15 protein-coding genes are annotated in these 13,616 nt (G+C 67.0%); 10 read left to right on the top strand and 5 right to left on the bottom strand.

What is annotated here, in order from left to right; translation table 11 throughout:
- Positions 1-11: 11 nt before the first annotated feature.
- From fdxA to ACW17U_RS14385, 7 genes are all read left to right on the top strand, one after another.
- Positions 12-353, top strand: coding sequence for a ferredoxin FdxA (gene fdxA, locus ACW17U_RS14355; RefSeq protein WP_062143812.1), 342 nt, complete (start codon positions 12-14; stop codon positions 351-353).
- Between the two features lie 291 nt (positions 354-644).
- Entirely contained in the window at positions 645-1,157 is a 513-nt protein-coding gene (locus tag ACW17U_RS14360) for a CarD family transcriptional regulator (RefSeq protein WP_062143809.1), read from the top strand.
- A 251-nt stretch (positions 1,158-1,408) separates the two neighbouring features.
- A complete protein-coding gene (locus ACW17U_RS14365) occupies positions 1,409-1,531 on the top strand; it encodes a hypothetical protein (RefSeq protein ID WP_378109269.1) in 123 nt (40 codons plus the stop codon).
- Positions 1,532-1,705: 174 nt separating this feature from the next.
- On the top strand, positions 1,706-2,074 hold the full coding sequence (locus ACW17U_RS14370) for a BlaI/MecI/CopY family transcriptional regulator (RefSeq protein ID WP_492053333.1): 369 nt from the start codon (positions 1,706-1,708) through the stop codon (positions 2,072-2,074).
- Positions 2,064-3,539, top strand: a complete 1,476-nt coding sequence (locus tag ACW17U_RS14375) for a M56 family metallopeptidase (protein ID WP_062143803.1) — start codon at positions 2,064-2,066, stop codon at positions 3,537-3,539. The genes ACW17U_RS14370 and ACW17U_RS14375 overlap by 11 nt, the downstream gene beginning before the upstream one ends.
- A gap of 84 nt (positions 3,540-3,623) precedes the next feature.
- Entirely contained in the window at positions 3,624-5,177 is a 1,554-nt protein-coding gene (locus ACW17U_RS14380; RefSeq protein ID WP_492053335.1) for a GMC oxidoreductase, read from the top strand.
- Entirely contained in the window at positions 5,174-5,542 is a 369-nt protein-coding gene (locus ACW17U_RS14385) for a hypothetical protein (RefSeq protein ID WP_492053337.1), read from the top strand. The genes ACW17U_RS14380 and ACW17U_RS14385 overlap by 4 nt, the downstream gene beginning before the upstream one ends.
- A 10-nt stretch (positions 5,543-5,552) precedes the next feature.
- Here ACW17U_RS14385 and ACW17U_RS14390 read toward each other — a convergent pair whose 3' ends face one another.
- The 4 genes from ACW17U_RS14390 to ACW17U_RS14405 form a co-directional block, all read right to left on the bottom strand.
- Entirely contained in the window at positions 5,553-5,963 is a 411-nt protein-coding gene (locus ACW17U_RS14390) for a c-type cytochrome (RefSeq protein WP_492053339.1), read from the bottom strand.
- Positions 5,964-6,044: 81 nt separating this feature from the next.
- Positions 6,045-6,437, bottom strand: a complete 393-nt coding sequence (locus ACW17U_RS14395) for a response regulator (RefSeq protein WP_062143792.1) — start codon at positions 6,435-6,437, stop codon at positions 6,045-6,047.
- 83 nt (positions 6,438-6,520) lie between these two features.
- Positions 6,521-7,141 (bottom strand): response regulator transcription factor, encoded by a 621-nt coding sequence (locus ACW17U_RS14400; protein ID WP_062143789.1) that lies wholly within the window; start codon positions 7,139-7,141, stop codon positions 6,521-6,523.
- Positions 7,131-9,023 (bottom strand): PAS domain-containing sensor histidine kinase, encoded by a 1,893-nt coding sequence (locus ACW17U_RS14405; protein WP_492053341.1) that lies wholly within the window; start codon positions 9,021-9,023, stop codon positions 7,131-7,133. The genes ACW17U_RS14400 and ACW17U_RS14405 overlap by 11 nt, the downstream gene beginning before the upstream one ends.
- 210 nt (positions 9,024-9,233) lie before the next feature.
- On the opposite strand from ACW17U_RS14405, the gene ACW17U_RS14410 reads away from it, so the two are divergent.
- From ACW17U_RS14410 to ACW17U_RS14420, 3 genes are read left to right on the top strand one after another with little or no spacing between them, the layout of a single operon-like run.
- On the top strand, positions 9,234-11,426 hold the full coding sequence (locus ACW17U_RS14410; RefSeq protein ID WP_492053343.1) for an acetate--CoA ligase family protein: 2,193 nt from the start codon (positions 9,234-9,236) through the stop codon (positions 11,424-11,426).
- A gap of 52 nt (positions 11,427-11,478) precedes the next feature.
- Positions 11,479-12,150, top strand: a complete 672-nt coding sequence (locus tag ACW17U_RS14415) for a helix-turn-helix domain-containing protein (RefSeq protein ID WP_062143783.1) — start codon at positions 11,479-11,481, stop codon at positions 12,148-12,150.
- 25 nt (positions 12,151-12,175) lie between these two features.
- Positions 12,176-12,775: an NAD(P)H-dependent oxidoreductase gene (locus tag ACW17U_RS14420; protein ID WP_492053344.1), complete on the top strand. Its 600-nt coding sequence runs from the start codon at positions 12,176-12,178 to the stop codon at positions 12,773-12,775.
- Between the two features lie 4 nt (positions 12,776-12,779).
- Here the strand turns inward: ACW17U_RS14420 and ACW17U_RS14425 are convergent, their stop codons facing one another.
- Positions 12,780-13,607: a DUF2306 domain-containing protein gene (locus tag ACW17U_RS14425; protein ID WP_492053346.1), complete on the bottom strand. Its 828-nt coding sequence runs from the start codon at positions 13,605-13,607 to the stop codon at positions 12,780-12,782.
- Between the last annotated feature and the right edge of the window lie 9 nt (positions 13,608-13,616).

Below are 13,616 nucleotides of genomic sequence, written 5' to 3' on the forward strand. Positions count from 1 at the left end.
TCGAGTTCTCGATGACCTACATCGTCACAGACGCCTGTATCAAATGTAAGTACATGGACTGTGTCGAGGTGTGTCCGGTCGACTGCTTCTATGAGGGCGAGAACTTTCTGGCCATCAATCCGGACGAATGCATCGATTGCGGCGTCTGCGAACCAGAGTGCCCGGTCGACGCGATCAAGCCCGACACCGAGGACGAGCCCGACGGCAAGTGGCTGCGCATCAACTCCGACTACGCCAAGGTCTGGCCCAACATCACGGTTAAGGGCGAGCCGCCCGCCGACCGCGACGACTTTGAGCGCGAGACCGGCAAGTTCGAGAAATACTTCAGCGAAAAGCCCGGCAAGGGTTCCTGATCGGCCCCCTAACGGGTTCAAGTCCGGCCGCAAGCCTTTCATGAGGCTGAATTTTATGATATTGTCTGCGCCAACGTGACGGTCGCGGCTTTTTGCGGCTGTCCGTTTTTTGTCGAAGAGCCGTTCAACCGGCGCGCCCGATCGAAGGCGAAGGGTGTCTTAGAGGTTAATTCCAAATCCTGTCCCGGCTTGGCTCCCGCGCCCCGTTCGCGGTCGCTGGGCTGTCTCTAATGGACCGATCTGGAATGACGGTGTTCCGGGCCCCCTGGGCTCGCATTGATGAGGACGAACATGAGCAAGAGCGGTCTGGAATTCTCGGTTGGCGATCACGTCGTCTATCCCGCGCATGGCGTGGGCAGCATCCAGGGTGTTGAGACCCAGGAAGTGGCCGGGATGTCGCTCGAAGTCTACATCATCACCTTCGACCACGAGAAAATGACCCTCCGCGTCCCGACCAAGAAGGCCAAGACCGCCGGTCTGCGCCCCCTGGCCGAAGGCAATGTGGTCTCCCAGGCCCTGACCACGCTCAAGGGCCGGGCCCGCGTCAAGCGCACCATGTGGTCGCGCCGCGCCCAGGAATACGAAGCCAAGATCAATTCGGGCGACCTGATCTCGATCGCCGAGGTCGTCCGCGACCTGCACCGCGCCGAGAATCAGCCGGAACAGTCCTATTCGGAGCGCCAGCTGTATGAGTCGGCCCTGGACCGCATGGCCCGTGAAGTTGCCGCCATCGAGCGCATCGATCGCGAAGCCGCCATCGGCATCCTGACCAAGTCGCTGGTCAAGGCCGCCGCAGCCGCTTAAGGCGCGGTCTCAACTGCCCCAAATACCGATGCCTCTCGCCTCACGGCGGGGGGCATTTTCTTTTTGGGGCGGGAGGCTCGCGCGTCAGGGGCCTGCCGTCGGCGCGTGGTCTCAGTCGGGTTCGGCACCAATCTTGCCTCCGAACGGGAACATGCCGGCCAAGGGCCCGCGCATCGACAATTGAGCGAGGCGGCAAGGCCCGCTATTTTGCGACCAAATCCGGGGACGTCGATTTGAACCTGAAGCTGGCCTTGTTTGTTATCGTGATCCTGGTGGCCGCCATCGCCTGGACGTTTGCTGCGCCCTATGTCGCCCATTGGCGGGCACGGCGGGCTGCGGCGCGGCGACGCCAGTTGCAAGGCCGACGCCCCTAGGCCCCGCTGAGCCAGGCCTCACAGGCCTCAAGACCGGTGATTTTGAACGCATCGGCGACCGCCAGACCCGCCTTGAGCGCCGACTTGCGAGATTACATTTCGTTTACGTCCGTAATCGTCGATTGACCCAATCGATTACGGATGTAATCGATGGAGCCAACACGGAGAGGCTCCATGCGGATCAGCACGGCAGAAAGTCAGGTCATGAAGGCGCTGTGGGCGAAGAGCCCGCTCAGCGCCGAGGATATCATCGCCGCCCTGCCGGCAGACCAGGACTGGGCCGACGCCACGGTGAAGACCCTACTCAACCGACTGCTGAAGAAGGACGCGATCGCCGCTGAACGCGACGGCCGCCGCTTCCTCTACCGCCCCCTGGTCGCCCAGGGCGACTATGTGCATTCCGAGAGCCAGGGCCTGCTGGATCGCCTGTTCGATGGCCGCCTGGCTCCGCTGGTCGCCCATTTCTCGCAGCGCGAGAAGCTCTGCGACCAGGACATTGCCGACCTTCGCCGCCTGCTGGAGGGCCTCGACGATGGCCGATGACATTCTCGCCCTGCTGTTGCGGGCCAACCTGGCCATCGCCGCCGCCATACTGCTGGTACTGATCCTGGGCCGTCCGGTGCGGGCGATGTTTGGAGCCCGTGCCGCCTATGGTCTGTGGCTCGTCGTGCCCCTGGCCACCCTGGCGGTCCTCGTGCCGGCCCGGACCGTCACGGTGCGCCTGCCAGCAGCTTCACCGCCGACCGCAGCGGCGGTCGCCGTCACGATGCCGCCTGCCGATGCAACCTCGATCGCAGCCCCGCAGACCAAGGCCCAGGACTCCGGCCAGGGACTCCCCCTGCAAGAGGGTCTCGTCCTCACCTGGGGCCTGATCGCCCTGCTGGCCATCGGCCTCCAGGCCGAGCGCCAGCGCCGTTTTCTGAAGTCCCTGGGCCGACTGCGCGGCGCGGACGGCCTGTTCCATGCCGAACATGCCGGGGTCGGGCCGGCCGTGATCGGTGCCCTGTCACCTCGCGTGGTCGTGCCGGCGGATTTCGCACGGCGCTTCAATCCTGAAGAACAGGCCCTGATCCTGGCCCATGAGCGGACCCACCTGTCGATGGGCGATGCCCAGATCAATGCCCTGACCACCGCGATCCAGTGCCTGTTCTGGTTCAATCCCCTGGTCCATTTCGCGGCCCAGCGCCTGCGCATCGACCAGGAGATCGCCTGCGATGCCGCTGTCCTGACCCGTTTTCCGGTCGCCCGCCGCACCTATGGCGAGGCGATGCTGAAGACCCAGCTGGCCCCGCAGGCCCCGCCGCTCGGCTGCCATTGGCCGGCCTCCGCCAACCTCCAACTCAAGGAAAGATTTCTCATGCTCAATCAACATCGCGTGGGCCAGGTCCGCCGACGCCTTGGTGCCGCCTCGGTCGCCGCACTGGCCCTGAGCGCCAGTGTCGGGGCCTGGGCCGCACAGCCCGTCCGTGCCGTGCCCGAAACGCCGGAGCAGGCCGCCCGCGCCATCGCCCGTCACCTGGGCCAGCCGCTCTTCGCCGCCGTTCGTGAAGGCGATGTAGAAGGCGTGCGCGCCCTGCTGGCCGCCGGTGCCAATCCCGACGCCCTGATTGAAGGCGACGGCACGCCCCTGATCGAGGCCGCCCGTCAGGGACGCATCGACATCGTCGAGATCCTGCTGGCCAAGGGTGCCAATCCCGACCTCGCTGCCCGCGGCGACGGCAACCCGCTGATCATGGCCGCCGGTCGTGGACGTCTCGACATCGTCAAGCTCCTGGTGACCCGCGGCGCGAACGTGGAGTCCTTTGTCCCCGGCGACGAGACCCCGCTGATCAACGCCGCCCAGTCGGGCAGCCTCGAGACCGTGCGCTATCTCGTCGAGCGCGGTGCCGATGTGAACCGGTCGGTCACCGCCAATCCCGGCGAAACCCGGTCTGCACTCAGCCAGGCCATCAAGCGCAACCACCTCGCCGTCATTCAGTACCTCAAGGCCAAGGGCGCCCGCGCCTAGGCCTGTCTCGCAACGGGTCGGCGGCCAGATCGTCTGCACGACCCACCCAGCCCTGCCCCACCAGACAATCAGACAGGAAACACGATGGCTTTCATCGACGCCCGAACCTTGCCTGACGCCAGCCGGATCGATGCTGATCTGATCATCGTCGGTGGCGGCATGGCTGGCATTACCCTGGCCCGCGAACTGGCGGGCGGCCCGATCAGGGTCGCCCTGCTGGAGAGCGGCGGCCGCGAGATCGAGATGGAGAGCCAGGCGCTCTATATGGGCACCGCCACGATCCGTGGGCCTGGAAACGCCGATCGTCCCTTCAACGACTATCCGGTCCAGTCCCGGATCCGGGCCTTGGGGGGATCAGGCCATGTCTGGGGCGGCAAGTGCGCGCCGCTCGATCCCGCGGACTTCGCCAAGCGCGACTGGGCCCCCTGGAGCGGCTGGCCGATGACCCGCGAGCAGCTGCAACCATTCTATGACCGGGCCTGCGACCTGCTGGGCATCCCGCATTTCGGGACCGACACCCCCGTTCTGCAGGACCCGGCCCGCCGGCCACTCGACCTGGATCCTCAGGACGGCTTCTTTCCGGCTCCCCGCTATTTCTCGAACATTTCGGGCGGAGCCGACAAGGCGGCCTTTGACGCCTTCCGCACCGGCTTCGCAGACGCACCCAACATCACGGTCTATCTCTATGCCAACGTCACCCAGGTGCGGCTGGCGGCCAGGGGCGACCGGGTCGAGGGCCTGGATGTGGCCTGCCTGGACGGCAAGCGACACACCGCCAAGGCCCGGACCTATGTGCTGGCGACCGGTGGCATCGAGAATGTCCGTCTGATGCTGGCCTCCAACCGGGTCCGCCGCGAGGGCGTCGGCAATCGCCATGACCTTGTCGGCCGCTTCTTTCAGGGCCACGTCACCTATTCCATGGACGGCGACGCCGAGACCGAAGGCTCGGCCGTCAATATCGCCCGGTCAGACTCCCTGGCGCTCTATGTTCCGCCCGGGCGCGCCCAGGCCCATTGCGTGATCGGTAGCGATCTGAGCGGGCAGACCCGCATGAAGGCCGGCAACTTTACCCTGACCCTGTACAATGGCGGTCCGCCGGGTTCGGGAACGCCGACCCAGGCCGAGACCCGGGCCATCCGCCAGGTCGCCACCCGCATGGATCGCGGCCAGGCCGAAGGCCAGCTTCTGGGCTGCTTCGCCATGACCGAGCATTTCCCCAATCCCGAGAGCCGCATCACCCTCGATCCGGTCAAGGTCGACGCCCTGGGCATGCCGCAGATCAGGCTGGACTGGACCTATTCCGAGGCCGACTGGACCAGCTTCGAGCGCTCCGCCGCCGGCATGGGTGATGCCCTGGGCGCGTCCGGCCAGGGCCGGCTCTGCTGGCCAATTCAGAGACAGGACTATGTCGCCATATCCAGTGCGTCACGCCACCATATGGGCACGACCCGGATGCATGCCGATCCCCGTCAGGGCGTGGTCGATGCCGATTGCCGGGTCCACGACACGACCAATCTCTATGTGACCGGCAGTTCCGTGTTCCCGACCTCGGGCATCGCCAACCCGACCCTGACCCTTCTGGCCCTGACCCTGCGCCTGGCCGACCACCTGAAGCTCGAAATGGGAGCCACCCGATGACCCCTGCCCGTCCCCAGGGCCTGGCCCGCCGCGATCTTCTCGCCAGCCTTCTGGTCCTGACGGCGGGCACCGCCCTGCCGTCCCTGGCCCGGGCCACAGAGCCCCTCCCCGGATTTGAAGACATGGATCGCGACGCCGTCGTGCGTGTCGGCAAGGCCTGGCTGGAGCAGAACCCCGGAACCGACGCCAAGGCCCTGGCGATGCGACTCTTTCCGGGCGGTCGCAACGGCGACGTCCTGACCGAACTGCGCCGGCGTGCAGCCGCCGATTTTCGTCAGGGCGCGGTGTTCAACCACCGGGGCTGGCGTCTGTCACAGACCGAAGGCGCGCTGTTCGGCCTCCTGGCCCTGAAGGCCGAGGGCTGACCCTCGGCGCTCACCTGGCATGGCCGGCGGTTCGCGGGTCAAGGCTCTGCAGATAGGCCTTCAGATGGGCGACCTGATCGTCGTCCAGGGCCACCATCGGCATCCGCGGATGGCGTTCCGGCGTGCCCTCTTCGGGCATGCGACGGGGCGTCAGCATGCCCTCGGTCAGGATCTGGTCGAGACCGCCGCGCGGATAGCGCAGGTAAAGACTGGCAAAGGGCGGGGCGTCCGCCAGAGGGCTTTTCCCTGCGCCTACGGCATGGCAACCACCGCAGTGACGCTGGGCAAGGCCCTGGCCGCCGGATATCGGGAGCGTGGCGGCTGCAGGCTGGGCAAGGGCCACAGGACCCGACAAAGCCAGCAACAAGCCCGCAGCCAGACTGGCCCCTTTGACCGTGGCAGCCTTCAGGATCAGGTTCATTTTCTTCGCTCCCGACGGGGGGTTAGACTCCTTGTTAGCGCCGCAGCTCAATGGGAGCAGTTGGGGCCAATACTTAGGCCTCTAGTGCGCCGCCATCGCCCGCTCGACAGCCTCGACCAGGACGGAGCCCGGCATGGGCTTTTCAATCACCCGGCTAAAGCCCGCCGTCTCGGCCGCATCCAGCAGTTCCGTCGTCGGAAAGGCCGTGATCATCAGGGCCTCACCGTCCCAGCCCAGCGCCCGCAGCCGCTTCAGGATCAGAACGCCATCGATGTCGGGCATGCGGTAGTCGGCCACCAGGCAGACAGCCCCCAAAGCCGTCGGGTCCGCCAGCAGGGCAAGACCCGAAGCATAGGCTCGGACCTCGAATCCGCGACCGTGTAGCAACAGTTGCAGCGAGCGGCGGACGCCGGCGTCGTCCTCAACCAGCAGCAGCCGCGCGCGGTCTTCAAGTTTGGAAAGCGCTTGCGTCATGTTCCGGCCAGAGTTCGCGACCCAAGCGGGTCACGGACCGGTTCATGCCACACCCGGAAAAGCGGGTCCCTACGTAGAGGTCCTTAGGCTTCTTCCTTCAGTCCGGCGGCGAAGGCGATCCGCAGCGCTTCGGACAGGGTCTTGACCTGCAACTTGGCCATCAGATTGGCCCTGTGGACCTCGACCGTGCGGGGCGAGATATCGAGGTCAAAGGCGATGGTCTTGTTGGGAAGACCCTTGGCCATGCCCCGCAGGACGTCCTGCTCCCGAGCGGTCAGGGCGGCGATGGCAATGGCGGCGTCGCTGGCCCGAGCCGCCCGGGCATCGGCGTCATCCAGACGCTCAAAGGCGGCTGTTATGGCGCTCAGCAAAACGGTCTTTTCGAACGGCTTCTCGATAAAGTCGACCGCACCGCCCTTCATGGCCCGCACGGCCAGGGTGACATCGCCATGGCCGGTCAGCACGACCACCGGCATGGCGATACCGCGTTCGGCCATGACCTTCTGGACCTCCAGGCCATCCATGCCAGGCATCCGCACGTCGAGCAGAACACAGCCGGGCTCGGCATCGCGGGCCCCCTGCAGGAAGGCGTCGCCCGACGCATAGGTCGAAACGGCATAGCCCGAGGTCTTCAGCATGAACCCCGCCGAGCGACGGATCGCCTCTTCGTCATCGACGATATGGATCATCCGCCTAGGAGTCATGAAAGGCCTCCTTCTCGACCTTGACCAGGGTGAAGTGAAACTGCGAGCCGCCGCCTGGACGCGGCTCGTGCCAGATTCGGCCGCCATTGGCTTCGACGATCGTGCGGCAGATCGACAGACCCAGCCCCATGCCCTCGACCTTGGTACTGACAAAGGCCGTAAACAGCTGGCTGGCAATGGCCGGCGAGACTCCCGGGCCGTTATCGGCAATCGTGACCCTCACCAGGTCGTCACCCTGATCCTGGGTGCTCAGCCACAGGCGGGGCTGGTCGGTTCCGGCCATGGCCTCGACGGCATTGCGGGCCAGATTGATCACCACCTGCTGAATCTGAACCCGGTCGATCAGAACCGGCGTCGCGGCAGGGTCAAGGGCGAACACCGGATCCAGGCCCTGATCCCGGGCCCCCATCAGCCCCAGCGCAGCGGCCTCGTGGATCACGGCCGGAAGATCCTCAACGGTTTTCTCGACCTCACCCCGGGCGACGAAGGCCCGCAGGCGCCGGACAATATTGCCGGCCCGCATCGCCTCACCGGCCGCGTCGCCCAGGGCCTCACGGATCATCGGCAGGTCGTCGGGATCTGGCTCCAGAAGGAGATCGCGGACGGCCTCGACATAGTTGGCGACCGCGGTGATCGGCTGGTTGAGCTCATGGGCCAGGGTCGAGGCCATGGTTCCCATGCCGCTGACCCGGGCGATATGGATCAGTTCGGCCTGCAGTTCCTCAAGCCGGGCCTGGGTCCGCTGGCGCTCGGTCAGGTCGCGGACAAAGCCGGTGAAGACCCTGGGTCCATGGCTCGTCGCCTCCCCGACCCACAGCTCCATAGGAAAGGTGGAGCCGTCCTTGCGCCGGCCCACGACGATGCGTCCCTTGCCGATCACCTTGCGCTCGCCCGTGGACAGGTAGCGCTCGATATAGCCGTCGTGACGCTCCTGGTCCGGCGACGGCATCAGGCAGCGCACGTTCTCGCCGACCATCTCGGCTTCCTGAAAGCCGAACAACCGCTCGGCGGCCGCGCTGAACGACAGGATCTTGCCACGGTCGTCGATGACGATCATGGCGTCGGGGACTGTCGAGAGGATCGACCTCAGATGCTCGGCTCCGGCGTCAAGGGCCCGCTCGCTCGCCCTTTGATCGGTGACGTCGCGAAGCACCTTGCCGAAGCCCCGCAAGACGCCGTCCCGGTCATGCAACGCGGTCAGGGAGACGTGCGCCAGGAACTCCGAACCGTCCTTGCGCAGGAACCAGCCGTCTTCCTCGACCTTGCCCTCGGCCTGCACCCGGGCGAGATCGGCCTGCGGCTTGCCGGCCTGACGGGCGTCCTGGGGATAAAAGATCGAGACGGACTGACCGATGACCTCAGCCTCGCTCCAGCCCATCAGTCTCTGACCGCCCGCATTCCAGATCAGCACGTGCCCCTCCGGGTCGAGCATCGAAATGGCGTATTCGGTGGCCCCATCGATCAGCAGGCTCAGCTCGCTGGCCACGACTTCGGCCTGCCGCTCGCGGAGGGCTTCACGGCCCTGGCTGGACACGGTTCCGCGCCGCAGCCGCCCCACCCGCGCGCCCACCAGGGTCACGCCCAAGGCTGCCAGCAGGAAGAATAGGGCCTGAACCAGGACCAGGGTCGGGTCAGAGGCCTGCGGGGTCTTGCCCAAAAAGGCCAGGCCCGTCAGCAGACCGAGTCCTGTAGCGGCCAGGCCCGCGCCGACGCAGCCAAACGCCGCTGCAGCCACGACCGGCGCGATGAAGGGCAGAAAGGCCGCATGGTTTCCCAGCCACGGGGCCGCCAGCCAACGGACCGCCACCGCCAGGCCGAAAATCGCCAGCGTCAGGCCGTAACTCTTGATCTGGTCCTGCTGCAGCCCCGAACCGGAGGCCATTGGCTGTTCACCCTTTTCCGTCTTCAGGCGTTTGGGTCTGCAAGGCTCGATCACCGAGCCCGACCATGCCTCCGCACACCCTAGGTTACAAACCGCTTTGGCGGCCCGGATCAAGGCCCGTTGGGGACTTTACGGATGGCGCCCACGCCTCCGTAACGCTTGGTTCTGGCACGATCCCCGTCCCTGGCGGGCTGAACATTTGAGGTCGCCATGTCACCCCCCATCCTGTCCGCCCTGCTCGCCCCGGCCTCGGTCGCGGTGATCGGCGGCTCTGACCGCCAGGGCTCCGTCGGTGAGGTCGTGGTCGAAAACATCCTGGCAGGTGGATTTGCCGGCACCGTCTTCCTGATCAATCCCCGGCCCCTCTCCGTACCAGGCACGACCTGGGTGGCGCAGATCGCCGATCTGCCTCAGCCCCCCGACCTGGCCATTGTGGTGGTGCCCGCCGCCGTCGCGCCAGGGGCGATCGCTGAGCTGGGAGCCGCCGGTGTCCGGGTCGCCGTGATCCTGTCGGCGGGCCTGACCGAGGCCAATGGCCTGCGCCAGGCGGTGCTGGATGCCGCCAGGCCCCATGGCCTGCGCCTCGTTGGTCCCAACGGCCTGGGGCTCCTGGCCCCCCATGCCCGCCTCAACGCCTCCTTCGCCCGCGGCACGCCCCTGGCCGGGGGCCTGGCCCTGATCTCCCAGAGCGGGGCCCTGATCAGTGGCCTGGTCGACTGGGCCACGACCCGGCAGCTGGGCTTTTCCGGGATCGTCTCGGTCGGCGACATGGCCGATATCGATCTCGCCGACCTGATCGACCTGTTCGCCGCCGATCCCCGGACCGATGCCATCCTGCTCTATATCGAGGGCGTCACACGCGGGGCCCGGTTCATGGCCGCCGCCCAGGCCGCGGCACGCCTCAAGCCGGTCATTGCCCTGAAGGCCGGACGCAACCCCGCCAGCGGTAAGGCCGTCCGCTCCCATACCGGGGCCCTGGCCGGGGCCTATGACGTGCATGCCTGCGCCTTCGAGCGAGCGGGAATCGTGCAGGTCGAAAGCCTCACCGACCTGTTCGATGCCGCCGCCGTCCTGCGGGGGGGACCCGAGCTCCAGGGCGAGCGCCTGGCGATCGTCACCAATGGCGGCGGAGCCGGCATTTTGGCGCTCGATGCCATGACAGCCGGCACCGGTGTCCTGGCCGACCTGTCGCCCCAGACTCTGGAGCAGCTGAGTGCCGCCCTGCCCGCAGGATGGTCGCATGGCAATCCGGTGGACCTGATCGGCGACGCGCCGGTCGAGCGCTATCGCGCCGCCCTGGATGCGGTCCTGGCCGATGACGGGGTCGATGCCGTGCTGGTGATGAACTGCCCCACCGCCCTGCTTGACCCCCGCGATATCGCCCAGGGCGTAGCGGCCGCTGTCGTGGCCGCGCGAGGGCGCGGGATCCTCAAGCCGGTCATCGCCTGCTGGCTGGGGGACACCAACCAGGACATAGCCGGCCCGATTCTCAGCGCCGCCGGCATTGCGATGTTCGGGGCACCGGACACGGCGATCCGGGGCTTTGGCCATCTGATCGCCGCCCACAAGGCCGCCGCCCGGTTGTCTGCCCCCCCTGCCGCGTCCGAGCCGCGCCAGGACCGGCCCTCCATGGCCCGGGCCATGATCGCCGCGGCCCGGGCCGAAGGCCGCAGCCTGCTCAACGAGATCGAGGCCAAGGCCCTGCTGGACGCCTTTGGCGTCAGCACGGTCCCGACCCGACTGGCGGCCACCCCTGCGGAGGTCAGCGCCGTCTGTGCCGGTCTGGCACCGCCCTATGCCGTCAAGATCGTCTCGCCCCAGATCGTACACAAGTCCGACGTCGGGGGCGTGGTCCTGAATCTTCCGGATGCCCAGGCGGCCGTCGAAGCTGCCGAGGCCATCGCGGCCCGCGTGGCGACGGCCTGTCCCGGCGCGGTGATCACCGGCTTTGCCGTCCAGACCATGGTGGCGCCGGGCCGGGCCCATGAAGTGATCGTCGGCCTTGCCCCGGACCCCACCTTTGGTCCGGTCCTAATGGTCGGGGCCGGCGGCAAGGCCGTCGAGGTTATCCGGGACCACGCCCTGGGCCTGCCGCCCCTGAACGGCGCAGCGGCCCGGACCATGCTGGACCGGACGCGGATTTCGCGCCTGCTGGCCGGTTATCGCGACGAGCCCGCAGCCGACATCGGCGGGATCGTTGCCACGCTCCAGTCGCTATCGGCCATAGCCACTGAACTCCCCGAGGTGCTGGAACTGGACATCAATCCCCTTCGGGTGGATGCCGAAGGGGTCGTGGCCCTGGACGCGCGGGTCGTGATCAGCCTCGAGCCGGCACCGGCTTCCCGCCTGGTTCTGCCGGCCTGTGCAGGGCCTCATCCCAACTACGTAAACATCCCAATGTGAGAGGGATCGCCCTTCACCTATCCCTGAAGTCCACTGCTCAGGGAGACGTGCGATGTCCATGCCAGCATTCTTGCGAGACCGCGCAGAGGCCGCCGCGCCGGTGGCCCAGATGATCCCGACCGACGAAGTGTTCTCGGCCATCGGCGTCAGCATGAGCTTCTCGGCGGGTGAGGAAATCTACGCCCAGGACGACGAAAGCGACATGGTCTACCAGGTCCAGCGCGGTGCCGTCCGGGCCTCGCGCCTGCTGGGAGACGGTCGCCGCCAGATCGCGGGCTTCTACTATGCCGGCGACCTCTTCGGCCTGGAAGCGGGCCCGACCCATCGCGCCTCGGCCGAAGCCCTGTGCGACAGCAAGATCCTGGTCACCAAGCGCTCGTCCCTCAAGCACTATGGCGAGGCGGGCGAACGCCTCGAGCGGCTGATCTGGCGCGCCACCGGCCAAGAACTGGGACGCGCCCAGGACCACATGATGCTGCTGGCCCGCAAGAGCGCCTATGAACGGGTGGCAGGCTTTCTGGCCGATGTGGCGAAGCGTCAGGGCTCGGCCTGGAACGAACTGGCCATGAGCCGGCAGGACATTGCCGATCACCTGGGCCTGACGATCGAGACTGTGTCGCGCATGGTCACCCAGTTGCAGGCCGACGGCCTCGTCGCCCTCGAGGGGTGTCGGCGGTTCCGGGTCGCCGCGCCGGTGCGTCTGGCCGACCTGGTCGCAGCCTGAGTCCAGGGCCAGACGGCCTAACGCCATGAAACACGCCATCATCCTCGCTCACCCAAGGTCCGGCAGTTTCTGCGCGACCCTGGCCAAAACCTGCGCGGACCATCTGCGCGCCGGCGGCCATGAGGTGGTGGTGCGGGATCTCTATGCGCTGGACTTCGATCCGCGTCTGAAGGCCGAGGAACTGCCGATGGCGAACGGGGCCCGGCCGGCCGCCGACATCGTCATGGAACGCGAGCTGGTGGCGGACGTCGACGGCTTCATCTTCGTCTATCCGTTCTGGTTCAATGCGCCGCCGGCCATTCTGAAGGGCTATGTCGACCGGGTGTTCAGCATGGGCTTTGGCTATGCCCCGGGTCTCGGCGGCACAGAGTCCCTGCTGGACGGCAAGACCCTGCTCAGCTTTTCCACCTCGGGCGCACCCGAAGACTGGGTGAAGGACACCGGAGCCCTGAAGGCCCTGATGACGGTCTTCGATTTGCACCTGGCGGGCGTCTGCGGCCTGCGGGTCCTCGACCACTGCCACTTCGGGTCCATCGTCTCCAACATGACCGACGAGTCGCGCGACGCGCTGCTCGATCGCGTGCGCTCCAGCCTGGACGACCTGTTCGCCCCCGCAGGGGGCTAGGCCGCTAAGCCGCGACCGCCGCTTTCACCCGCCGCCGCCGCCAGTCGTCGAAGCGAACCTTGCCCAGCCAGAACAGCATGATCGGCAACGGCGCCAGGGCGAGGACGTAGAGCAGAGCCGAGTCCTGCACGGCCTTGGGAAACACCTGCTGCTGGCCGAGGAAGAACGACCCCGAGGCAATGAACAGCGAAAAGCACATCCGCCACAGGTGACGCGCAATCCGCGAGACCCTGGACAGCTGCTTGCGCACGAGCACATGCAACTCACCCGCGGCGGCGAAGGCCCCGGCAACCGTAAACAGGAAGAAGGCCGGCGGCGGCGAGCCGTCCACTGTGCCGGTCGGGCTGGCCGCGCCCATCTGCATGAAGGTCACGCCGGCGGCGGTGATGGCGAGGGCGACAATCAGCCCGATCACCTCCGGCGCGCCCGCCTTCACATCCCGCTGTCGGGCCGCCATCGTTCCGCTGATCAGAAGGTACAGCGCCATAATGCCGGCCACGACATTGGGGCGCTGTCCGGTCTGAAGGAACGGCGCGACACCTGCGCCGATGGCATAGGCGGTGAACATCGCCAGAAAGAACACCGTTCCGGCCTTGCGGTGGACGCTCTGGCCCTTGCGCGAGGCCAGGGCGACGACCCCGGTGATCATGCCGATCGCGCCGCCGGCGATGTGGGCCCACAGCAGGGCATTGGCCCCCAGATGCATCCAGGCCGGATCGCCGGGCCGGGCCTCCAGATTTTCCGCCAGGGCGATCGAAGGCATCAGCGCGACAGCGGCGGCGACAGCGACCGCAAACAGGACGGGTGAGACGGGGAGGGTCCGGGGTGTCATGGCCCCCTT

The organism is Caulobacter sp. AVps16, from assembly GCF_058681455.1.